Origin of the sequence: Streptomyces tubbatahanensis (assembly GCF_022699385.1) — a bacterium.
GTDB classification, from domain to species: domain Bacteria; phylum Actinomycetota; class Actinomycetes; order Streptomycetales; family Streptomycetaceae; genus Streptomyces; species Streptomyces diacarni.
On record NZ_CP093846.1, the window covers coordinates 2,231,066 to 2,252,575 of the forward strand.

19 protein-coding genes and 1 riboswitch are annotated in these 21,510 nt (G+C 71.8%); of the genes, 10 read left to right on the top strand and 9 right to left on the bottom strand.

The features are described from left to right. The first annotated feature begins 97 nt into the window (after positions 1-97). The 6 genes from MMF93_RS09575 to MMF93_RS09600 all read left to right on the top strand — a co-directional run bounded on the left by MMF93_RS09575 (position 98) and on the right by MMF93_RS09600 (position 7,835). Complete coding sequence (locus tag MMF93_RS09575; protein ID WP_242750766.1) at positions 98-1,228, top strand: substrate-binding domain-containing protein; 1,131 nt, start codon at positions 98-100, stop codon at positions 1,226-1,228. A 155-nt stretch (positions 1,229-1,383) separates the two neighbouring features. After that, the gene (locus MMF93_RS09580) at positions 1,384-2,751 is read left to right on the top strand and encodes an ABC transporter substrate-binding protein (protein WP_242750767.1); all 1,368 of its coding nucleotides are present in this window, start codon (positions 1,384-1,386) and stop codon (positions 2,749-2,751) included. Further along, positions 2,748-3,749: a carbohydrate ABC transporter permease gene (locus MMF93_RS09585; protein WP_242750768.1), complete on the top strand. Its 1,002-nt coding sequence runs from the start codon at positions 2,748-2,750 to the stop codon at positions 3,747-3,749. The genes MMF93_RS09580 and MMF93_RS09585 overlap by 4 nt, the downstream gene beginning before the upstream one ends. Beyond that, the gene (locus tag MMF93_RS09590) at positions 3,746-4,693 is read left to right on the top strand and encodes a carbohydrate ABC transporter permease (RefSeq protein ID WP_242750769.1); all 948 of its coding nucleotides are present in this window, start codon (positions 3,746-3,748) and stop codon (positions 4,691-4,693) included. Before MMF93_RS09585 ends, MMF93_RS09590 begins: the two co-directional genes overlap by 4 nt. A gap of 161 nt (positions 4,694-4,854) precedes the next feature. Next, the gene (locus MMF93_RS09595; protein WP_242757413.1) at positions 4,855-5,832 is read left to right on the top strand and encodes a hydroxyacid dehydrogenase; all 978 of its coding nucleotides are present in this window, start codon (positions 4,855-4,857) and stop codon (positions 5,830-5,832) included. A 68-nt stretch (positions 5,833-5,900) separates the two neighbouring features. Continuing rightward, positions 5,901-7,835, top strand: a complete 1,935-nt coding sequence (locus tag MMF93_RS09600; protein WP_242757415.1) for a DUF2264 domain-containing protein — start codon at positions 5,901-5,903, stop codon at positions 7,833-7,835. Positions 7,836-8,000: 165 nt separating this feature from the next. Here MMF93_RS09600 and MMF93_RS09605 read toward each other — a convergent pair whose 3' ends face one another. Both MMF93_RS09605 and MMF93_RS09610 read right to left on the bottom strand, forming a co-directional pair. Then, positions 8,001-8,789, bottom strand: coding sequence for a LysM peptidoglycan-binding domain-containing protein (locus MMF93_RS09605; protein ID WP_423835388.1), 789 nt, complete (start codon positions 8,787-8,789; stop codon positions 8,001-8,003). A gap of 4 nt (positions 8,790-8,793) precedes the next feature. Then, positions 8,794-8,968, bottom strand: a riboswitch (cyclic di-AMP (ydaO/yuaA leader). 496 nt (positions 8,969-9,464) lie between these two features. Continuing rightward, positions 9,465-9,698, bottom strand: coding sequence for a hypothetical protein (locus MMF93_RS09610; protein ID WP_242750771.1), 234 nt, complete (start codon positions 9,696-9,698; stop codon positions 9,465-9,467). 63 nt (positions 9,699-9,761) lie between these two features. Between MMF93_RS09610 and map the strand changes: the two genes are divergently transcribed. Together map and MMF93_RS09620 are read left to right on the top strand one after the other, a co-directional pair. Further along, on the top strand, positions 9,762-10,619 hold the full coding sequence (gene map, locus MMF93_RS09615) for a type I methionyl aminopeptidase (protein WP_242750772.1): 858 nt from the start codon (positions 9,762-9,764) through the stop codon (positions 10,617-10,619). Positions 10,620-10,781: 162 nt separating this feature from the next. After that, the gene (locus MMF93_RS09620; protein WP_242750773.1) at positions 10,782-11,489 is read left to right on the top strand and encodes a biliverdin-producing heme oxygenase; all 708 of its coding nucleotides are present in this window, start codon (positions 10,782-10,784) and stop codon (positions 11,487-11,489) included. 46 nt (positions 11,490-11,535) lie between these two features. Here MMF93_RS09620 and MMF93_RS09625 read toward each other — a convergent pair whose 3' ends face one another. Genes MMF93_RS09625 through MMF93_RS09640 form a run of 4 tightly spaced genes read right to left on the bottom strand, consistent with a single transcriptional unit; the run spans position 11,536 to position 15,284 of the window. Next, positions 11,536-12,093, bottom strand: coding sequence for a hypothetical protein (locus tag MMF93_RS09625; RefSeq protein ID WP_242750774.1), 558 nt, complete (start codon positions 12,091-12,093; stop codon positions 11,536-11,538). An 18-nt stretch (positions 12,094-12,111) separates the two neighbouring features. Beyond that, positions 12,112-12,663 (bottom strand): hypothetical protein, encoded by a 552-nt coding sequence (locus MMF93_RS09630; protein ID WP_242750775.1) that lies wholly within the window; start codon positions 12,661-12,663, stop codon positions 12,112-12,114. Next, positions 12,660-14,819, bottom strand: coding sequence for a hypothetical protein (locus MMF93_RS09635; RefSeq protein ID WP_242750776.1), 2,160 nt, complete (start codon positions 14,817-14,819; stop codon positions 12,660-12,662). Before MMF93_RS09635 ends, MMF93_RS09630 begins: the two co-directional genes overlap by 4 nt. Positions 14,820-14,834: 15 nt before the next feature. Then, the gene (locus MMF93_RS09640) at positions 14,835-15,284 is read right to left on the bottom strand and encodes a hypothetical protein (RefSeq protein ID WP_242750777.1); all 450 of its coding nucleotides are present in this window, start codon (positions 15,282-15,284) and stop codon (positions 14,835-14,837) included. A gap of 290 nt (positions 15,285-15,574) precedes the next feature. On the opposite strand from MMF93_RS09640, the gene MMF93_RS09645 reads away from it, so the two are divergent. Continuing rightward, positions 15,575-16,768 (top strand): RtcB family protein, encoded by a 1,194-nt coding sequence (locus MMF93_RS09645; protein ID WP_242750778.1) that lies wholly within the window; start codon positions 15,575-15,577, stop codon positions 16,766-16,768. 239 nt (positions 16,769-17,007) lie between these two features. Here the strand turns inward: MMF93_RS09645 and MMF93_RS09650 are convergent, their stop codons facing one another. Together MMF93_RS09650 and MMF93_RS09655 are read right to left on the bottom strand one after the other, a co-directional pair. Beyond that, on the bottom strand, positions 17,008-17,376 hold the full coding sequence (locus tag MMF93_RS09650; RefSeq protein ID WP_242750779.1) for a MerR family DNA-binding transcriptional regulator: 369 nt from the start codon (positions 17,374-17,376) through the stop codon (positions 17,008-17,010). Positions 17,377-17,432: 56 nt separating this feature from the next. Continuing rightward, entirely contained in the window at positions 17,433-18,230 is a 798-nt protein-coding gene (locus MMF93_RS09655; protein WP_242750780.1) for an SDR family NAD(P)-dependent oxidoreductase, read from the bottom strand. A 341-nt stretch (positions 18,231-18,571) separates the two neighbouring features. Here MMF93_RS09655 and MMF93_RS09660 point away from each other — a divergent pair, with 341 nt between their 5' ends. Continuing rightward, complete coding sequence (locus MMF93_RS09660; RefSeq protein ID WP_242750781.1) at positions 18,572-20,182, top strand: sugar transferase; 1,611 nt, start codon at positions 18,572-18,574, stop codon at positions 20,180-20,182. Positions 20,183-20,242: 60 nt separating this feature from the next. Here MMF93_RS09660 and MMF93_RS09665 read toward each other — a convergent pair whose 3' ends face one another. Further along, a complete protein-coding gene (locus tag MMF93_RS09665) occupies positions 20,243-21,394 on the bottom strand; it encodes a GDP-L-fucose synthase family protein (RefSeq protein WP_274709441.1) in 1,152 nt (383 codons plus the stop codon). Positions 21,395-21,510 lie beyond the last annotated feature (116 nt).

Consider the following 21,510-nt stretch of genomic DNA (forward strand, 5'->3'; position numbering starts at 1 on the left):
TTTCCGGAGCGCCGGTTTCCGGAGCGCCGGTTTCCGGGACGCCGGCGCGGGGCGACCGTATCGTAGGGAGAAACGGTCAAACGAAAGGGATACCGCCGTGCGCGAGGGGGCCGCCGCCAGGCGGGAGAGGGTGCTGGAAGCGGTACGGGCACGGGGTCAGGTGCGGGTCACCGCGCTGGCTGAGGAACTCGGCGTCTCCGTCGTCACCCTGCGGCGCGACGTGGAGGAGCTGGCGCGCCGGGGCGAGGTGCAGCGGGGGCACGGGGTGGCGCGGTCGCTGTCCGCCGTACCCGAGCAGCGCGGGGCCCCGCCGGTGGACGCCTCGGCTCCGGCGGTCGGGCTGATCGTGCCCGAGCACCACTCCTACCTCTTCGAGGCGGTACGCGGCGCCCGTGCCGCCCTGGAGGAGGCCGGGGTGCGGATGGCCCTGCACATCGCCCGGCACCATCCCGGCGCCGAAGAGGCCATGGCCCGCCAGGCGTTGGAGCAGGGCGCTCGCGGCCTGCTGGTCTCGCCGCGCTGGCGCGGCGCCGAAGCGGCCGCGCTCGACGCCCAGTGGCTGGCCGGACTTCCCGTACCCGCCGTGCTGATGGAGCGCAGGCCCGCGCCGGGCTCCCCCTTGCACGCGCACGACTCGGTGTGCAGCGACCACTGGTACGGCGCGCACCTGGCGCTCGACCACCTGGTCTCGCTGGGGCACCGGCGGATCGTGCTGGCGGCGCGGGACGACAGCCCGACCGCCCGCACGCTGCGCGCCGCCTTCGCGCAGATCGCCGCACAGTGCCCGGAAATCGAGGAGTGGGCCGTGGTGCTCACGGCGGGCTCCGCGGCCGCCTCGGCGCCCGACCCGACGCGCAGGCCGGGGACGGACGAGCACGAGGCGTCGCTGGTGGACCTGCGCGCCGTGCTGCGCGAGTACGGCGCGACCGCCGCGGTGCTGCACGCGGACGTGGACGCGCTGATGCTGGTGCAGCAGTTGCGCGAGGGCGGCGTGCGGGTGCCCGAGGACTGTTCGGTGGTGGCCTACGACGACGTGGTGGCGGCGCTGGGCAGTCCGCCCCTGACGGCGGTGGCCCCGCCGACGGAGGCGATCGGGCGGGCGGCGGCCGAGCTGCTGCTGCACCGGGTGGGGCGGCCGACGGGCGCGGCGCCCGAGGCGGTGCGCCGGGTGGAGCTGCTGCCCGAGCTGAAGGTGCGCGGTTCGGCCGTGCGGGCCCCGGCGGGCTGAGCGGGAACGGCCCCGCGCGGGCCGCCCTCCGGTCAACACCCGCCGTCACCCGATCGTTTGACCGCTTTCCTTTCCTCTGATCGTTCCATTGACCTCATTCGTTCGAGCGATCAGGATGCCGGTGTTCCCCTCCTCTCCCGAAGGAGGCACCCACCGTGCACGGCCGACGTTCTCCACGGCACCCCCGCACTACCCGCACCCCCCGCACCGCCCGTTCCCTCCTGACGGCGCTCGCCGCGCTGCCGCTGCTGCTGACCGCCGCCTGCTCGGGCGGCGGCGCCGGCGCGGTGACGGAGCGCGCCGACGCGCCCGTCCACCTGACCTTCTGGTCGGCCCTGCGCGGCAGCCAGGAGGTCGTGGACGCCTACAACAGCAGCCAGGACCGCGTCCACGTCGACTTCGAGCAGGTTCCCTCCGGACAGCAGGGCGGCTACGCGAAACTGAGCAACGCCGCCCGCGCGGGCAACGCACCCGACGTCGCGACGATCGAGTACCCCCAGGTGCCCGGCTTCGCCATCGACGGCGTGGCCCGCGACCTCACCGACCTGGTCGACGACGGGCTGCGCGAGAAGCTGCTGCCCCAGGCGCTCGACCTGACCACGTTCGAGGGCCGCACCTTCAGCGTGCCGCTGGACGTCGAACCGATGGTCTTCCTCTACCGCCGCGACCTGTTCGACAAGCACGGCATCGAGGTGCCCCGCACCTGGGCCGAGTTCGAGGAAGCCGCCCGCGAGGTCAAGCGGGCGGCGCCGGGATCGCGGATCGCCACCTTCCCCACCGACGGCGGCCACCACCTGGCCGGACTCGCCTGGCAGGCCGGCGGCCGCTGGTTCGACACCCGCGGCGCCACCTGGACCGTGTCCATGACCGACGGGCCGACCCGCCACGTGGCCGCCTACTGGCAGCGGCTCATCGACCGGGACCTGGTCTTCCTCAACCCCGTCGACACGCAGGCCGGCACCGCGCAGGTCGGCCGCGGTGAGGTCTTCGGCAAGGTGACCGCGGCCTGGGACGCGGGCGGGATGATGTCGGCCCAGCCGGGCCAGAAGGGCAAGTGGGGCGTGGCCCCGCTCCCCCAGTGGGACCCCCGCCACCCGCGCCTGGGCGTGATGGGCGGCTCCACCTTCGCCGTCACCAAGGACAGCGCCCACCCGAAGGCGGCCATGGACTTCATCGCGTGGCAGGTCTCCAGCCCCGACTCGCTCAGGGCCCGGCTCTCCAGCGGGATCAGCACCCAGTACCCGGCCGTCGGCGGCCTCGTGCCCGTCGCCCGCGAGGCGATGGACACCAGCTACTTCGGCGGGCAGGACATCTACGCGCTCTTCCAGCGCGAGGCGGCGCACATCTCGCGGCGCTGGAGTTGGGGCCCGCGCATGACGGCCACCCTCAAGACCGTGCAGACCGGGCTGGCCCGCGCGGGCGACGGCAAGGGCACCGTCCTCGCCGCCCTGCGAGAAGGACAGCGCTCGACGATGCCGGACCTGAAGTCCCTGGGGCTCGACGCGCGGGAGGGAGCGCGATGAGTACCGCACCGGCGCCCGCCGCCCCCGCGGGCACCCTCGCGCCCGCGGCGACGTCCCAGGGCCGTACCGCGCGGACACGCGGAACGGCGCGGCGGCGCGCGAGAGGAGCGTGCGCCGCGCTGATGGCGCCGTTCTTCGTGCTGCTGGTCCTCGTCTTCCTCGTCCCCGTGGGCGGCGCCGTCTATCTGAGCTTCTTCAGCGACGACCAGCCCGGGCTCGGCTTCGGCCCCGAACGCACCGTCTTCGCGGGGCTGCGCAGCTACGAGGCGGTCCTGACCGACCCCACCTTCCTGGCGGGACTGGGCACCACGGCGCTCTACTGCCTCATCTACGTTCCAACCATGGTGGCGCTGGCGCTCCTGTTGGCCCTGCTGCTCGACTCGGGAGCGGCCAGGCTGCGGCGCACCGCGCAGCTGTCGCTGTTCCTGCCGCACGCCGTGCCGGGCATCATCGCCGCCGTCATCTGGCTGTACCTGTACACGCCGGGGCTCAGCCCGGTCGTCGAACTGCTCGGCAAGGGCGGCATCTCTCTCGACCTGCTCGGCGTGGACACCGTGCTGCCGTCCCTCGTCAACATCGCGATGTGGAGCAACCTCGGCTACAACGTCGTCATCTTCTACGCCGCGCTCCAGGCCGTGCCGCGCGAGTTGACGGAGGCGGCGCTCGTGGACGGCGCCGGGCCCGTGCGCACCGCGCTGCGCGTCAAGGTACCGCTGGTGCGCAGCTCCGGCGTGATGGTCGTGATGTTCACGCTCATCTGGTCCCTCCAGCTGTTCACCGAGCCGATGCTGCTCAGCCAGGCCACGCCGGTGGTCGGTGGCCGCTACACGCCGAACATGTACATCTACGACGCCGCCTTCACCCGCAACAACTACGGCCTCGCGGCGGCGGCCTCGGTGGTCCTGCTCGCCGTCACCGTCGCCCTGTCCTACGGGCTGAGCCGGTGGAGCAACCGCGACAGCCGCACGGGCGGCCCCGGCGAGGAGGGTCTTGGATGAGCGCCCCCACCACCCCGCGCACGCCGCCGGCGCCCGGCGCCCCGCGCGGGCCCCGCGCCCGGCGTACGCGCCGCGCCGCGGGCGCCCCGCACTCGGCGGCGTCGGCCAGGCCCAGGCTGCTGGGCCGGGTCGCCGTCAACGCGGTCGTCGGACTCTCCGTCCTCTACACGCTGCTGCCCGTCCTGTGGCTGCTGCTCGCCTCCGCCAAGAACCGCGGCGCGCTCTTCCGCAGCGACCTGCTCTCCCTGGGCGACTTCTCCTTCGCCGACAACCTCGCGGCCCTCTTCGCCATGGAGGACGGCATCTACGGCCGCTGGTACCTCAACAGCCTGCTGTACGCGGTGGTCGGCGCGGCCGTCTCCACGATGATCAGCGTCGCCTGCGGGTACGCCTTCGACAAGTACCGCTTCCGCGGCAAGGAGAAGCTGTTCGGACTCGTCCTGGCGGGCGTGATGGTGCCGCCCACGGTGCTGGCCCTCCCGCTGTACCTGATGGCGTCCGAGGTGGGGTTGGTCAACACCTTCTGGTCGGTGTTCATCCCCGTCCTCTTCAACCCCTTCGGCGTGTACCTGGGACGGGTTTTCAGCCAGGGGTACGTGCCCGACGAGGTGCTGGAGGCCGCGCGGGTGGACGGCGCGGGCGAGTTGGCCTCCTACTTCCGGGTGGCCCTGCGGATGCTGGGGCCCGGACTGGTGACGGTCTTCCTGTTCCAGCTCACGGCCATCTGGAACAACTTCTTCCTGCCGATGGTGATGTTGTCCGACCAGAAGCTGTTCCCGGTCAGCCTCGGGCTGTACGTATGGAACAGTGCCGCCGTGGTGACGCCCGACTACTACCCCGTCGTCATCTCCGGCTCGCTCCTGGCGGTCCTGCCGCTGATCGCCGCCTTCGTCCTCCTCCAGCGCCACTGGAGGTCCGGGCTGACGGCGGGCAGCGTGAAGTGAGACCACCCCCGGCCCACCGAAGCGACCACCCACCCGACGCCAGGAGCCCCATGCCCGACCCCGGCACCGCCCCCACCCACGCCACCGGTCCCGGACCCGCCACCGGCCCCGCCCCCACCGCGGGGCCCGGCCGTGCCACCCGGCCCGCCGCGGCCCTCGCCATGGGCCACGAGGCCGCGGACGCGGTACTCAAGCCCGCGGCCAGGCGCCGCCTCGCCGAGGCCGTCGACCTGGCCCCCGCCCTCCTCACGGACTTCACCACGGCGACGGCCAGGGAAACCCTCGCCACCACCGAACTGCTGGTCACCGGCTGGGGCTGCCCGCCCCTGGACGCGACCGCCCTCGCCCACGCACCACGGCTGCGTGCCGTGGCGCACACGGCGGGCAGCGTCAAGGGTCACGTCACACAGGAGTGCTGGGACCGGGGCATCGAGGTCTCCTCTGCGGCCGCGGCGAACGCCGCACCCGTCGCCGAGTACACGCTGGCCATGATCCTGCTGGCGAACAAGCGCGTCCTGCACACGGCCCGCGCGTACGCCGCGCGGCGAGGCCGCCAGGAGTGGCTCTCGGCCGACCCGACGCTGGGCAACTACCGGCGCACCGTGGGCATCGTGAGCGCGTCCCTCGTCGGCCGCCGGGTGCTCGCGCTGCTGCGCGCGCACGACCTGCGGGTGCTGCTCCACGACCCGTACGTCACCGAGGCGGAGGCGGCGGCGCTGGGCGCGGCCAAGACAGAGCTGCCAGAACTGTTCGCCGCCGCCGACACGGTCAGCGTCCACACCCCGCTCCTGCCGGCGACCCGCGGCCTGGTGAGCCGTGAACTGCTGGCCCTCCTCAGGGACGGCGGGACGCTCGTCAACACGGCGCGTGGCGCGGTGCTCGACCAGGAGGCGCTGACCGACGAGGTGCTGGCGGGCCGCCTGCACGCGGTGCTGGACGTCACGGAACCCGAGGTGCTGCCCGCGGGACATCCGCTGTGGGAGTGCGAGAACGTGCTGCTCACCCCGCACCTGGCCGGCTCGCAGGGCAACGAACTCGACCGGCTGGCCGAGTCGGCCGTCCGGGAGGTGCACCGCTGGGCGGCGGGCGAGGGGTTCGCCCACGCGGTGCCGCCCGAGCAGCGGGAGTTGCTGGCGTGAGCGGCGTGAACGGGGCGGGCGGCGTGAGCGGCGTGAGCGGGGTGGGCGGCGGGAGCGGGGCGGGCGGTGTGAGCGGGGCGGGCGGCTCGCCACCGCTGACCCTGCCGGCACACGACCGTGCGCTGAGCCCGTACACCGGCTACACCCGCGCCCACTGGGAAGCGGTGGCCGACGGCCTGCTGCGGGCCGCCCGGCGGTGGGCCACACCCCGCGGCGCGCTGCTCCACCTGCCGGGGCGCGCCTCCGTGTCGGGAACGCGTTCGGACGGTCTCGAAGGGTACGCGCGCACGTTCCTGGCCGCCGCGTTCCGTGTCGCGGGCGCGGGCGGCCGCGACCCGGCGAACCTGCTGGAGCGGTACGCCGACGGGCTGCGCGCCGGGACCCGCACCCCGGGGCACGGGGACGCCGAGTCGTGGCCCGAGGTGCTGGACCACACGGTCGCCGGACAGCCGATGGTGGAGGCGGCGTCGGTGGCACTGGCGCTGCGGCTGACCAAGCCGTGGCTGTGGGACCGGCTGGAGGAACCCGCACGGGACAGCGCCGAGGCCTGGCTGCGGGGCGCGCTGCGGCGCTCTCCCGCGCCGAACAACTGGTACCTCTTCCCGCTCTCGGTGGCCGGGTTCCTCGACGCGGCCGGGCGCGGGGACGCCGAGACGCAGACGGCGATCGAGCGGGGGCTGGACCTGCTGGAGGGCTGGTGGCGGGGCGAGGGGTGGTACGCCGACGGCGACGGGCGCGCCTTCGACCACTACAACGGCTGGGCCCTGCACCTGTACCCCCTGCTGCACGCACACCTGGCCGGCGAGGAGGACCTTGCGGCGCGGTACGGGGCACGGCTGCGCGCGCACCTGGCGAGCTTCGCGCTGCTGTTCGGCGGCGACGGCGCCCCTGTCCACTTCGGCCGCTCCCTCACCTACCGGTTCGCGGCGGGGACCGCCGTCGGCCTCGGCGCGCTGACCGGGCACACGCCACTGGCGCCCGGTGTCTCGCGCCGCCTGCTGAGCGGAACACTGCGCTACTTCCTGGACCGGGGGGCGCTCGACGCGGACGGGCTGCTGTCGCTCGGCTGGCACGGCGCGCACGCCCCCACCGTGCAGCACTACTCGGGCCCGGCCTCCCCCTACTGGGCGTCGAAGTGCTTCGTCGCGCTGCTGGTGCCCCCCGAGGACCCGCTGTGGACGGCCGTCGAGGAGGCCGCGCCGAGCGAGGGTCCCGACCGCGCGCTGGCGGTGGCGGCGCCGGGCTTCCTCATCCAGTCGACCGGCGGGGACGGGCTCGTGCGGCTGCACAACCACGGCAGCGACAACGTGCACCCGGACGAGGGGGAGGCGCACGAGCGGGAGGATCCGCTCTACGCGCGGTTCGCGTACTCGACCAGGACCGGGCCGACCGCGCGCGACAACCCGCCCGACAACCACCTGGCGCTCGCCCTCCCCTCCAGGCCCGGGCGGTGGAGCGCCCGCAGACGCATCCATCCGCTGGGGGCGGGCTCGGCGGCGGACGGCGGCTGGGGCTGGGCGGCGTCCTGGCACCGCCCCGCCTTCCCCGCGGACGTACCCCGGGTGCCGGGGCTGCGGGTGGAGAGCGTGACGGTCGTACGCGGCAGCTGGGAGGTGCGGGCACACCGCGTCCTGGGCGCCCCCGCCGGTACCCGCCTGCGGCTGACGGGCTGGGCGGCCGGTGACGAGGTCGCCTCGGCGCTGCTGCCCGCGCACGGGCTGGAGACGGTGGAGCCGCTGCCCGCTCCGCACGGCACGGCGTACGCGCGGTGGCTGCGGGTCCCGGCGCTGGAGGGCGAGGTGACGGGCGCTGGGGTGTGTGTGGCGCTGGTGTCGCTGGGCGTGGGCACCGCCCGGACCCCGGCGCCCGACGTCTCGGTCGCGGACACCACGGTGACGCTCAGGTGGGGGCCCGGGACAGACAGGTCCGTCCCGACGAGGATCAGGATCGGATTCGACCCACCGGCGGCCGAGGCCGCTCAGACGGCTGCCGGGGCCGGATGACCGGCCCGCAGCCCGCATGCCGACTGCCCGCCACCCCGGGGGAAGGTGGCGGGCAGTCGGGGTACGGGTCCGCACGGGCCGTACGGACCCGTACGGACCCGTACGGATCAGCGGGGATCAGCGGGGATCAGTACGGCCGGTACGGCTCGGTACGGTCGGTGCGGCTCAGTACGGGCCGTTGACGTTGTCGATCGAACCGTACTGGTCGGCCGCGTAGTTGCACGCGGCGACGATGTTGGCGACCGGGTCGCGCAGGTCGTTCGCGGTGCCCTCGACGTGGTAGGCGTCGAACGTGGGCTGGATGACCTGGAGCAGGCCGATCGACGGCGTGCCGTTCTGGGCGTTGATGTCCCAGTTGTTGGCGATGTCCGGGTTGCCGCCGGACTCCCGCATGATGTTGCGGTGAATGCCCTCGTAGGTGCCCGGGATGCCGTGCTGCTTCATGACACCCAGCGCCTCGTTGATCCAGCCGTCCAGGTTGTCCGACTGGGTCGTGTGGACCTCACCGGAGGGCTGGGCGGGGGTCTGGCCGGCGCCCTGGGTCTCCTCGCCCCCGCTCTCGTCCTGCTTCGCGTCGGCGGACGCGGACAGGCTCAGCTCCTGACCGGGGCGGATCAGGTTCGGGTCGTCGCCGATGGTCTGCCGGTTGGCCTCGTAGACGGCCTTCCAGCCGCCCTCGACGTCGTGGGTGGTGGCGATGCGGTACAGGGTGTCGCCGCCCGCGACGGTGTACTCCTGCGAGGCCTCGGACTTCTGCTCGCTCTGCACCTGCTGGGTCGCGGCGGAAGGCGCCTGGGCGTGCGCGGCGGCCGGAGCCGGCGCGGCGCTGGCGCTGCCCGCGGTCAGCAGCGGAGCCGCAATTCCCGCACCGCTCGCGGCGAGCACGAGAGAAATCCGGGAAAGGCGACGGGTGTGGAAGGTGTGACGCACGCGGCCATGAAGGTCACGGAACATGGGGGTGTCCTCTCCTGGCGCCTGCGAGGTGAGCTGTCGGATTCGGGCTGGAGTTGCCCGGCCATTTCCGCGCACCGAGTACGCGGAGCTGACTTCACCCCAAGCCGGGCCGCGGTGTGCGGCACGGCACTTACCTGGGTCCCCCGCTCCTGCCGAAAAGGGTCTGGTGAGCATTCCACCGGCCGGGCGGCAGGATTCGGCGCCCCGGTAGTGGATCTCCCGACGGGCGTGGTTGTCGGAAGCGAGGACACGGAAACACAGCGAATTCGTTTTGAACAAGACGATCAGTGGGAATTACTAAAAAGCCTAGTAATTGATCAACGAATTTCTCCACGCTGCGCTGTCGATCATTTTCTCAGCGTGAAATGGGGTCGTGCGCCGATTTCTTCGAAATGGCCCTGCACGTAAGGTTCTTGACGCCCTGAGGCACTTCGTGGCGCCACTCGGGGACGTAGCGGTGTGATTCGCGACACGAAGACCACAGAAACCGGGCAAAACGCCCCTAGTAGGCCATGGCGGGCCTTGTGACCATAAGTTGAGGGATTACCCGGCGGTGGCGCAGGCGACGCGGACAGCGCGGGGGAAAGCGGCGGGCTCCTCCGCGGAGCCCGCACAACAGAGCCCCCTCACGTGAGCCAAGGCGCACGTGAGGGGGCCGGCGGGATCGGCCGTCGCCTACCCCGCGTCCTCGTCGGAGCCCCGGCCGCGGTCGTGCCAGCGCGGGTCCTGCTCCCACTCGGAGGTGCGCTCCCGCGCCGTCTCCAACGCGCGTTCCGCCTCCTCGCGGCTGGCGTAGGGGCCCATCCGGTTCTTGCCCGGGGACTGCGGCCCCTCCTCCACCGTGCCGTTGTCGACGTTGAAGAACCACTCACCGGGCCTGCCGACCGTCTTGCGCTTGAACAAAGCCATGGGTCCATCGTCGCGCACGGGAGGGCCTGATCTCAGTGGACAGGCCCGATTAGACTCGCGGACATGTCTGGCCAGTCACTCCTCGTCCCCGGCACGCTCTCCCCGCCCCGGGGCGTACCCACCTCGATCCCGCGCCCCGAGTACGTCGGCAAACCCGCGCCCACCCCGTACGACGGGCCCCACGTGCAGGACGCCGAGACGGTCGAGAAGATGCGCGTCGCCGGACGGATCGCGGCGCGCGCCATGGAAGAGGCCGCCAAGCACATCGCACCCGGCGTCACCACCGACAAACTGGACGAGGTGGCGCACGCGTACATGGTCGACCACGGCGCCTACCCCTCCACGCTGGGCTACCGCTCCTTCCCCAAGTCGCTGTGCACCTCGGTCAACGAGGTGATCTGCCACGGCATCCCCGACTCCACGGTGCTGCGCGACGGCGACATCGTGAACCTCGACGTGACCGCCTACCTGGACGGCGTCCACGGCGACAACAACGCCACCTACCTGTGCGGCGAGGTCGACGAGGAGTCCCGCGCCCTGGTCGAGCGGACGCGGGAGTCGCTGAACCGCGCGATCAAGGCCGTCAAACCGGGCCGCCAGCTCAACATCATCGGCCGCGTCATCGAGTCCTACGCCAAGCGCTTCGGCTACGGCGTCGTCCGCGACTTCACCGGGCACGGCATCAACAGCTCCTTCCACTCCGGGCTGATCGTCCCGCACTACGACGACCCCCGCGCGACGACGGTCATCCGCCCCGGCATGACCTTCACCATCGAGCCGATGCTCACGCTGGGCACCCACGAGTGGGACATGTGGGAGGACGGCTGGACGGTCGTCACCAAGGACCGCAGGCGCACCGCGCAGTTCGAACACACGCTGGTCGTCACGGAGACGGGCGCGGACATTCTGACGCTTCCGTAGAGCGCGCCCCGGCGCACTCCGGCGCGCTCCGGCGCGCTCCCGCAGGGCGCGCTCCGGCGCATTCCCGCTCGGACAGCGGGGTACGGGTTTCCCGACAGGGTGTCGGCAACTGCTTGACTTAGGTAAGCCTAAGTAGCAGGATCGCTCCCTGTCGGCGCACCCATGCCCGACGCCGTCCACCCACGGGAGCCAGCTGTGTCCTCCGCCCCCTCGCCCGCGACGGACTTCTCCACCCTCATCCGCACCGCCTCGCAGGAACTGCACACCGAGGCCAACACCTCGACCTTCATGAGCGACATGCTCGGCGGCGGGCTGGGCGTGGCCGCGTACACCCGCTACACCGAACAGCTCTGGTTCATCTACAGCGCACTGGAAAACGCCGCCCCTGCGCTGGCCGACGACCCGGTGGCCGGACCCTTCCTCCGCGACGAACTCCGCCGGCTGCCCGCGCTGGAACGCGACCTGTCACACCTGCACGGAGGCGACACGGCCTGGCGCCGGACCCTCTCGCCCCTCCCGGCCACCGCCGCCTACGCCGACCGCATCGCCGAGGTCGCCCGCGAGTGGCCCGGCGGCTACGTCGCCCACCACTACACCCGCTACCTCGGCGACCTCTCCGGCGGCCAGGTCGTCCGCGCCACCGCCGAGAAAACCTGGGGGTTCGCACACAAGGGCGACGGCGTCCGCTTCTACGTCTTCGACGCCCTCGACAACCCCGCCGCGTTCAAACGCGCGTACCGCGCGCTGCTGGACGCGCTCCCCTGCGACGAACTGGAACAGCACCGCATCGTCGACGAGTGCAAGCACGCCTTCACCCTCAACGTGGCCGTCTTCCGCGAGCTGAGCACCCGCTTCCCCCTGTCCGCCTGAATCCCGTCCTCCGCCTGGACCCCGCCCTCACGGGAGGGCTGCCCGCTCACCGCGCGGTGCAGCCCTCCTTCTTCTGCTCTCCCGGAACGAATTCCTTGATGAACCGGGCCCCGGCCGCGCGGCGCTCCTTCACGTCCTCGGGGTTGTCCGTCTGGAACGGGAAATGGAAGACGAGCGCCTCGGCCTCTCCCCCGCACTCCGCGGCCGCCGAGACCGTGTCGTCGCTGACCGTCGCCCAACCGGAGAAGGGCAGGTCCTCGATCTCCTCCACGTCGTCATTGTGCTCGGGATTGTCCTTGCCCCGCCGGAGCTTCGGCAGATGGTGCGACTCGGACACCTTCACGTACAGCGCGCCCTTGCCGTCCACGTCGACGTCACAGTTCACGAAATGGCGGTCCCGGAAAGGACGCCTCTCCCGCTCCTGCTCCACCTTGTCCCCGTCCGGCAGCAGTGGCTCCACCACGTCCTCGGACATCCGCACCCCGCAGATCTCCTCCGGCACGGCGTAGTCCCTCCCACCGGCACAGCCGGAGAGAGCGAGCAGCGCGGCGGCGACAGCGGTGGCGCACGCTGTCGGCCGGCGAGCCAGATGGGTGACGGTCATTTCCGCGAGCACCACGCGCTACGACGCGGTGCAGCCCTCCTTCTTCTTTTCTCCCTGGACGAATTCCTTCGCGAACCGGAGGGTGGTGTCGCGAGTGGCCTTCGTGCCTTCTGCTTCCTTGGCGAAGGAGAAGCGGAAGGAGAGGGAGTCGGCCGCTTTCGTGCCGCACGGGGTGGACAGATGGAGACGGCTGTCTCCCTGTACGGCCCAGTGGGTTCCGCTCATGTGGATGTTCCGGGCGTGCTCCAGTGATTCCAGGGAGCTGTGCCGGTCGTCCTCGGTGAGCGGTTTGTCCAGCTCGGTGATGTCGACGCTCACGGCGAGCGGACCGTCGACGACGGCTGTCTGGCAGCCGGTCACGGTTCCGTCGTCGTCGATCAGGCGCCGGGACTGGTGCAGCTTCTCCCCGTCCGGGAGCAGCGGCTCGACCGCGCTGCTGGGCATCGGCACGTCGCAGATCCGGTCGGGGACGGCGTACTCGCGTCCCCCGCCGGAGCAGCCGACGAGGGAGAGAAGGCCCGCGGCGGCGAGTGCCAGCGCTGCGGTCTTTCGTGGGGTGGGCGTGTTCACTGGTCTCCCGAATCCTCCCGGGCGTTGGCCTTGCCGTCGTTCGCCGCAGCGTCGATCTTGGACCAGGATCCGTGGTCCTCGGAGTATCCGTCGTTCTGGCGCGCCCAGTCGGAGTTCGTGCGGTACCACTCGTCCTTGAGCCCCTGCAACCGCTGCTGCTGGAGCTCGGCGACGTCCTTGTTGTCGCCCGAGACGCCCGCCTCGATGCGGGCGGTCTCGTCCTCGACGAGCATCTTGCTGAGGCCGAACGCCGCGTTGGCGGCGTGCCCGCCGCCGGGGAGGAACGATGCCGCCTCGGCGAACACCAGGTAGCCGCCGGTGCCCGTGGGGCCCCAGCCGGCGTCCTTGAGATCGGCGGCCTTCTTGTCGCCGATCGCCTGGTAGCGGGCCTCTTCCAGGAATCCGACGGTGCGGCCCGAACGGTCGAGGCTGTCCTCGGGGTCCTTCGTCTCCGCGTGGATGTCCCGGACCATCGCGGCGTTCATACCGTCGTTGAGGATCTGGTAGCTCTGCGGGTCCCGGGAGACCTGCTTGGAGACCTCCAGAAGGTCGCTCCGATCGAGCGTCTGCTCCTCGTTCGAACCGCCCATCGTCAGGTGCGCGTCCGTGCCGTGGTTGCCGATGAGTTTGGCCATGTCGTCGCGGAGTTCGGCCGGCATCTCGTCCTTCTGGCCGGCCAGCCGCTCCAGGGCCTTGTCGAACACGTCGTCGTGCGCGGTGGTGTGTTTGACGTACTCGGCGGCCGGGTCGTCGGGGTTCATGCCGCTGCCCGCGGCGAACAGCGCGTCGCCGAGGGCCTCGCGGGAGGGCAGCTTGACGCCGTCGTCGGGGCCCGTGCTGTCGGGCTGGTCCTCGTCGAACCAGACGCGGCCGCCGTGGTCCTGGTCCTTGAGGAAGTAGTCGGCCTTGTCGGGGTCGTTGAAGACGTGGGTCGCCGCGTCGGGGTTGTGGCTGAGCGCCTTGAGGTAGCCGGTCATCGGATCGGCCCCGGTGGACTTGTCGCCGGGGTCGAGGTCGGTACCCATGCCGACCAGCCCCCACGCGGAGGGAGCGTCCGGCTTGCTGCGTTCGAACTTGTAGACGGCGTCGCCGTACTTGTCGAGGAAGCCGTCGTCGAACTTGCCCTTGCCCATGAGACTGCTCATGATCTGGAAGCCGTAGGGCTTGGCCATGATGCCCTCGTGGCCGAACTGCTTGGTGCCGGCGTTGATGATGTCGTTCTCCCACTTGGCCATCGCGGGGCTGTCGACGCGGGTGGCGTTGGCCAGGGTCATGCTCAGGTTGCCCTGGATGTGGTCGAGCAGCTTGGCGCGGTCGCCCGTGGGGGTGTCGCCGTGGCCGGGGTCGGCCAGGTCGCGCCAGAACTGGAGGGTGCCCTCGGCGCCCATGCCGGTGGCGAAGTTCTCGGTGAAGGCGGGGTTGTCGCGCTGGTCGCGGAGGGTCTCGTTGAACTTCTCGAGTTCCTTCTCGTCCAGCTCCCACACCTTGACGTCGCCGTCCTTGAGGCGCTTCGTCCAGTACTGGGCGTCCACCTCGCCCTGTCTGCGGTCGGCCTTCTTGAGGGAGTTGGCCGCGGACCCGGAGAAGTCGTGCTTGCGTTTGGCCATGGCGCGCAGTTCGCGGGCCGCGATGCGGTTGCTCTCGCCGGCCTCCCACAGCACTCTCTTGACTCTCTTCTCGGCCGCGTCGAGCTGTGCCTGGGTGGGGGGTTTGATGTCCGCGTCGCCCGCGGCGGCTCCGGAGGGCACCGCGCCCTTCACCGTGTTGTTGTCGTGGACGTAGACGTTGTCCTTGGCGACGTCGGTGACGACGGTCTCCAGGTCTTCCTTGTGCTGTTTGAAGGCTTTGCGGGCGCTCTTGAGGATCCCGAGGACGTCTTCGGCCTCATCGACCAGTTCGGAGAACTGGGTGGCCGTCTTGGTGACGAACCCCCTGGTGACGGTGGCGTTCTTGCCGGTCCAGGTGGCCTTGGCCGCGGCGGAGTTGAGCCCGATGGCGGTCACCCCGGCGCCTTTCGAGCCCGCGCCACCGCCCTTGCCTCCCTCGCCGGTGGCGAGGGTGCGCAGCCGTTCGACCGTCTCCGTCCAGTCGGTGATCGCGGTGTTGAGCTTGCCCAGCCGCAGATCACGCAGCTGCCCCACTGTGGGTATGTCCATGGCGCCCGTCGCCCCCTACTTGTCGTACTTGAGGTACTCGTCGAGTTTCGCGATCGAGGACATCTGCGAGGTGATGCGGTCCTCGTCCTTGGCGTGGGCGCCTCGCGAGTAGTCGAGGTGGTTGGAGATCTGGCCGCAGGCGTCGCCGAGTGTCTTGAGCTTGGTGTCCCAGGAGTCGCACGCCTCGCTCAACGCCGTGCCCATGTCGAAGCCGTCGTCGGCCAGTGAGCCGGCGGCCTCGTAGCTGGCGGTACGCGCGTGCTTGCCGTCGACGCCGAGTTGGTGCCGCAGGTCGTACGCCATGTTGCCGAGCTTGCCCAGTTCGTCGTCGTGGACGACGAGGTCCGACGCGCCGCCGTTCCCGCCCGGGCCGCCCGGGGCCGGGCGTCCGGCGAGCTGCATGCGGGTGCCGTCCCCCGCGGCGGCGGCGTTCGCCTTGGCCTGCTCCCACTCCTCGAAAGCCACTGTTGCCTCCCCCGTCACTCTGCCATTACCTAGAAGATCCGTTTCAACCTAGAGAGACACCCCTGCACAAGGCAACGGTTCCGGTCCGCCGGTATCCGTGCCGCCCACCGCCGCCCCGGGACGAAAATCCTTTGCCGTCGCGGGTGCACCGGAGCGCACAATGGGTGAGCGCCGAGCCGCAGGAGTGCGGGGGCGCCTGGCAGTTCACGCGTGGTGCACGCGTGTGTTTGCTCGTTTGCGCGGACGTCGCGCGGGAAGTCTTCGAGCGGTTTCGGGGGAGTTGGTCGGTCATGAGTCACGTCGAGATGCCCGGGGCGCGGGTGCCGATCCGGATGTGGGCGGACCCGGCGTCCGTGGAGGACGCGGCCCTGCGGCAGTTGCAGAACGTCGCGACCCTGCCCTGGATCAAGGGGCTCGCGGTGATGCCGGACGTGCACTACGGGAAGGGCGCCACGGTCGGGTCCGTCATCGCGATGCACGGGGCGGTCTGCCCGGCGGCGGTGGGTGTCGACATCGGGTGCGGCATGTCCGCCGTGCGGACGTCGCTGACGGCCAACGACCTGCCCGGTGACCTCTCGCGGCTGCGCTCGCGGGTCGAGCAGGCCATTCCGGTCGGCCGCGGGATGCACGACGATCCTGTGGATCCTGGCCGCGTCCACGGGCTGCCGACCACCGGGTGGGAGGACTTCTGGGCGCGCTTCGGCGGCGTGGCCGAGTCCGTACGGTTCCGGCAGGAGCGCGCCACCAAGCAGATGGGCACGCTCGGCGGGGGCAACCACTTCATCGAGGTGTGTCTCGACACCGAGGACCAGGTGTGGCTGATGCTGCACTCCGGTTCGCGCAACATCGGCAAAGAGCTCGCGGACTTCCACATCGGTGTGGCGCAGAAGCTGCCGCACAACCAGGGTCTGGTCGACCGCGACCTGGCGGTCTTCGTCGCCGACACCCCGCAGATGGGGGCCTACCGGCACGACCTGTTCTGGGCGCAGGAGTACGCCAAGCACAACCGTGCGCTGATGATGGGTCTGCTCAAGGACGTCGTGCGCAAGGAGTTCAAGAAGGCGAAGCCGGTCTTCGACGAGACGCTCTCCTGCCACCACAACTACGTGGCGGAGGAGCGCTACGACGGTATGGATCTCCTCGTCACCCGTAAGGGCGCCATCCGTGCGGGCGGCGGCGAGTACGGGATCATCCCCGGTTCCATGGGCACCGGCTCCTACATCGTCAAGGGTCTGGGGAACGCGGCGTCGTTCAACTCGGCCTCGCACGGTGCAGGGCGGCGCATGAGCAGGAACGCGGCCAAGCGCCGCTTCTCCGAGCAGGATCTGGCGGAGCAGACCCGGGGGGTCGAGTGCCGCAAGGACGCGGGGGTGGTGGACGAGATCCCCGGCGCGTACAAGCCGATCGAGCGCGTCATCGACCAGCAGCGCGACCTGGTGGAGGTCGTCACCAAGCTGAAGCAGATCGTGTGTGTGAAGGGGTGACGCGGGGCCGCCCGGCGTGAGAGGGCCGCGCCCTTCTCCGAGGCGTCACCCCCTCGGGAGGTGACGCCTCGGAGAAGGCACCCGGCGAGGGGGCGCTGCGAGGAGGGGGCGCTGCGAGTGCGTCACCCGCAAAAGGGTGCCGCCCGCGAAGGGGTGCATCCCGCGAAGGGGTGCACCCCGCGAAAGAGTGCACACCGCAGAAGAAGGGGGCGGCCCGCCGGGGGGGTGGGCCGTGCCCCTCAGGCGGCTGCCCGCGTCACGGCGGCCGCCCGGCTCAGTGCGTCGCGCAGCCGGTCGCGGGCTTCGGTGTGGGCGGCGATGCGGGCCTCCAGGACGGCGAGCCGTTCCTCGACGACGCGCAACCCCTCCGGGGAGGGCTCACCGGCGGCGATGTCGCCGTCCAGGCAGGCGGCGAAGAAGCCGACGTCCTGAAGCGTCAGCCCGGCCTCGATGAGGTAGCGGATGTTGCGGACACGCACTTCGGCGGACGCGTGGTAGACGCGGTAGCCGTTGGCGGCACGCTCCGAGGCGAGGAGACCCGCCTGCTCGTAGTGGCGCAGGGCCCGCGCCGAGGTCCCCGTCCGCCGTGCCAGTTCACCGATGCGCACCGTGACTCCCCCTCCGGGCCCAGTGGAACGTACGGAGGACAGTGATACCACGGGCCTCACGCCACCACCGCGCCGCCGTCCACGGGCAGCACGACACCGGTCAGGAACGAGGCCTTGTCCGAGGCCAGTTGGACGAGCACGGAGGCGACCTCCTCGGGCCTGCCGACGCGGCCGAGCGGGGTGTGGTCGATCTGCCACTTCCTGAGGGCCTCCCGCCGCTGGGCATCGAGGCCGCGGTGTTCGCCGATGGGGGTGTCGATGGCGCCCGGCGCGACGGCGGCGACCCGGATGCCGTCCGCCGCCAGGTCCACCGCCCAGCCGCGGGTGAGCACTTCGAGGGCGCCCTTGGTCGCGGCATAGAGGGAGTTGCCCGGCCAGGCGCGCTGCCCGAGGGCGGTGCTGACGTTGAGGATCACACCGCCCGCCGGCGCGGTCCGCAGCGCGGGCAGCGCCGCCTGCGTCAGCAGGACGGGGGCGGTGAGATTGGTGGCGAGCTGCCGCTCCATTCCTGTGGGGGTGTAGGTGCCCAGGCTCTCGTCGCTGACCACGGCGGCGTTGTTGACCAGCACGTCGAGCCGGCCCGTCGCCTGGAGCGCCGCCTCGACGATGCGGTCCGGGGCGTGCGCGGCGGTGATGTCGGCGGGAACGGGCGTGATCGTGCCGGAGCCCGGTTCGGTGGCCGTCTCGTGCAACGGCTCTTCCCTGCGCCCCATGGCGATGACGTGGGAGCCGAGGGCGGCGAACATGCGGGCGGTGGCCCGGCCGATACCGGTGCCGGCGCCGGTGACGACGACGGTGCGCGGGCCTTCGCCGGGACGGAGGGCAGAGCTGGAGGCTGAGGTGTTCTCGGTCATGTCCGCATCCTCGAACCCTGCCGCTGGCGTCAAGGTCAAGCGCTGAATCAGGGTCAAGCACCGCGTCGAGGTCAAGCGCCGCGTCGAGGCCAAGCGCCGCGTCGAGGTTCAGCGCTCAGCACGGCGGTGAGCCCCGGCGGCGATCTTCTACGACGAATCACCCGGAATATACGCGCACTGTGCTACAACCCCCACCGCACTCTCCGCACTTCTAGCGAGGAAGTGAGCAGATGGCCACGCAGCGTACTCATATGCCTTAAGGTCTGGTGGATGTCGGCGCCTCACCACAAACGTGGCGGTTCTGTGCGCTGTGTGGGGGTTCCGCGTACCTGGGGGGGTTCATGCGGCGCGACTTCGCGTTTGTGTCCGAGGTGGGGGAGCCGGCCGAGCCGGAGCCCGGCAGAGGGGCCGGAGCCGTACCGGCACCGCTGCGCAGCGCACGGGCAGGCAGCATCCGCACCGGCGGCGCACCGGCCGAGACCCTCCGCACCGGTGGCGGACACAGCGGTGACCTGCCGGCCGGAGACGTCACCGCCAGCCGGGAGAAGTCCGGTTGGTACCGGCCCGCGGCGCTGGCCGCCGACGCCCTGGGGAGCGCGCTGCCCGTGGCGCTGCTCTTCCACCACGCGGGGCAGCCGCACACGGCCGCCGCCTCGATGACGGTTGGCATGTGCTGGCTGGGCGTACTGGCCGCCCATCAGCGCTACGGCCGCCGCTGGCTGGGTGAGACCAGGGGGCTGCTGGCGACGGTGCACGACTGGCTCACGCTCGTCGGGGTGCTCGCCGTCGTCCGCGTGGTGACCGGCGAGACCTCCCCGCCCGCTGTCGCCCTGGCGGCGCTGACACCCGCGCCGCTCCTCACCGCGGCATGCCGTTCGATGACGCACCGGCACCTGACGGCACAGCGCCGCCAGGCGCACGCCGTGCGGCGGGCGCTGGTGGTCGGCGAGGGCGGCGCCGTGGACCGGGTGGTGGAGCAGTTGGCCAGCCGCACGGACCACCCCTACGTCGTCATCGGTGCCGTGCCGGTCGGCGGAGCGGCACCCCGCAGCGGCGTTCCCGAGGCCGGGCAACTGGAAGCCGCACCGCCCGGGAACGGCGAGGACAACGGCGCGCTCGACGGTGCGGCCGTCCTGGCGGCCATCCGGCTGCACCGGGCCGAGACGGTGCTGGTGGTGCCCGGGGCGCTGCTGTGCGGCGAGCGGTTGCGCACGCTGACGTGGGCGGTGCAGGACGCGGGGCTGCCGCTGGTCATCGCCTCCGGGCTGGCGGATGTGGCGCTGCGCCGGGTGCGACCCTCCACCGCTGCGGGGCTCCATCTGCTGCACGTCGACCCCCCGGTGCGGCGCGGCCCGCAGCTCGCGCTCAAGTCCGTGCTGGACCGGGTGGGTGCGGCGCTCGGACTGGCGCTGCTGGCACCGCTGTTCGCGCTCGTGGCGCTGGCCGTACGGCTCGACTCCCCCGGGCCAGCGCTCTACCGGCAGACCCGCGTCGGCCACCGCGGCACGCCGTTCACCATGTGGAAGTTCCGCTCCATGTCCGTGGGCGCCGATCGGCTGCGGCCGCAGCTGGCCGCCGCCAACGAGGTGGACGGGCCGCTGTTCAAGATGCGGGCCGACCCGCGCGTCACCCGCGTGGGCCGGGTGCTGCGGCGCACCTCGCTGGACGAACTGCCGCAGCTGGTGAACGTGGTGCGCGGGGAGATGTCGCTCGTGGGCCCGCGGCCTCCGCTGCCTGAGGAGGTGGCGGACTACGGGACGACGGCGCTGCGGAGGCTGGCGGTGCGGCCAGGGCTGACCGGGCCGTGGCAGGTGAGCGGCCGCTCGGACCTCTCGTGGGACGAGAGCCTGGCGCTTGACCTGCGCTACGCGGACAACTGGTCGCTGACGACGGACCTGGACCTGCTGGCCCGCACCGTGCGGGCCGTGGTGGACGGAAGAGGCGCATACTGAATGGACCCCCGAACCCCCGAAGCGTTACGCACCCGGGAAGGGTCGCGCACCCCCGAAGCGTTACGCACCCGCCGCAGCCCCCGGCCGACCCGGCCGACCCGGCCGACCCGGCCGACCGGGCCGACCGGGCCGTCCCGGCTCTCCCCGCCCTCCCTGCCCGCCGTGCCCTTTCCGCAGGGTGGACACCTCCGCCTCCTGCCACCACTGGTACGTCGCGCGGATGCCCTCCCGCAGCGGCACCTTCGGCCGGAAACCGAGCGCGAACAGGCGGCTGACGTCGAGAAGTTTGCGCGGGGTGCCGTCAGGGCGGTCCGTGTCCCAGGTGACGCGCCCCCGGTAGCCGACCACGTCGCGCACGGTCTCGGCGAGCGCGGCGATGGTCAGATCCTGCCCGCAGCCGACGTTGACCGGCGCGGGATCGTCGTAGTCCCGCAGCAGCAGGACGCAGGCCCGTGCCAGGTCGTCGACGTGCAGGAACTCGCGGCGCGGCGTGCCGCTGCCCCACAGCACCACCTCGGGCGCCCCGTCCCGCTTCGCCTCGTGGAAACGGCGCAGGAGAGCGGGCAGCACGTGCGAGGTCTCCAGGTCGAAGTTGTCGCGGGGGCCGTACAGGTTGGTCGGCATCGCGCTGATGTAGGCGGCGCCGTACTGCTCACGGTAGGCGCGGACGTGGGTGATGCCCGCGATCTTGGCGAGCGCGTACGGCTCGTTCGTCGGCTCCAAGGCGCCGGTGAGCAGGGCGTCCTCGGTGATCGGTTGCGGGGCGTGCTTGGGGTAGATGCAGGACGAGCCCAAGAAGAGCAGCCGGGGGACGCCCGCGGCGTGGGCGCCCGCGATGACGCTGAGCTGGATGCGCAGGTTGTCCTCCAGGAACGGCACAGGATGCGTCTTGTTGGCCATGATGCCGCCGACCTTGGCGGCCGCCAGGACGACCGCGTGGGGACGCGCCTCGCGCAGCCAGCGCGCGGTGGCGGCCGCGTCGCGCAGGTCGAGGGTGGCGCGGTCGCGGGTCAGCACCTCGTAGCCGTCGGCCGCCAGCCGGCGGGCCACGGCGGAGCCGACCAGTCCGCGGTGGCCGGCGACGACCACACGGGCGTGGTCCGGCAGCAGCGTCCCGGGGGCGGGGACGGCGCCGGGGGCGGGGACAGCGCCGGGAACGGGGGCGGATCTCGGGGTGGTGTGCGCGGGCGTCGTGCGTGGCGTCGGCGTCATGGCGTCGCATTGTGCCACCCAACAGCCTTGTACAGACAGATAAACGGCAAAGAGTACGAAACTCGCGTACCAGGTGAGACCGTCATCCAGGGGCCGGCCGCGAGCACGGCAGGTCT

Bases quoted from the DNA above. Each gene is read 5' to 3' on its own strand.
- MMF93_RS09655 (WP_242750780.1), bottom strand. From the start codon at position 18,230: ATGACCGAGAACACCTCAGCCTCCAGCTCTGCCCTCCGTCCCGGCGAA.
- MMF93_RS09585 (WP_242750768.1), top strand. From the start codon at position 2,748: ATGAGTACCGCACCGGCGCCCGCCGCCCCCGCGGGCACCCTCGCGCCC.
- MMF93_RS09660 (WP_242750781.1), top strand. From the start codon at position 18,572: ATGCGGCGCGACTTCGCGTTTGTGTCCGAGGTGGGGGAGCCGGCCGAG.
- map (WP_242750772.1), top strand. From the start codon at position 9,762: ATGTCTGGCCAGTCACTCCTCGTCCCCGGCACGCTCTCCCCGCCCCGG.
- MMF93_RS09590 (WP_242750769.1), top strand. From the start codon at position 3,746: ATGAGCGCCCCCACCACCCCGCGCACGCCGCCGGCGCCCGGCGCCCCG.
- MMF93_RS09620 (WP_242750773.1), top strand. From the start codon at position 10,782: ATGCCCGACGCCGTCCACCCACGGGAGCCAGCTGTGTCCTCCGCCCCC.
- MMF93_RS09605 (WP_423835388.1), bottom strand. From the start codon at position 8,789: ATGTTCCGTGACCTTCATGGCCGCGTGCGTCACACCTTCCACACCCGT.
- MMF93_RS09645 (WP_242750778.1), top strand. From the start codon at position 15,575: ATGAGTCACGTCGAGATGCCCGGGGCGCGGGTGCCGATCCGGATGTGG.
- MMF93_RS09625 (WP_242750774.1), bottom strand. From the start codon at position 12,093: ATGACCGTCACCCATCTGGCTCGCCGGCCGACAGCGTGCGCCACCGCT.
- MMF93_RS09635 (WP_242750776.1), bottom strand. From the start codon at position 14,819: ATGGACATACCCACAGTGGGGCAGCTGCGTGATCTGCGGCTGGGCAAG.
- MMF93_RS09610 (WP_242750771.1), bottom strand. From the start codon at position 9,698: ATGGCTTTGTTCAAGCGCAAGACGGTCGGCAGGCCCGGTGAGTGGTTC.
- MMF93_RS09665 (WP_274709441.1), bottom strand. From the start codon at position 21,394: ATGACGCCGACGCCACGCACGACGCCCGCGCACACCACCCCGAGATCC.
- MMF93_RS09595 (WP_242757413.1), top strand. From the start codon at position 4,855: ATGGGCCACGAGGCCGCGGACGCGGTACTCAAGCCCGCGGCCAGGCGC.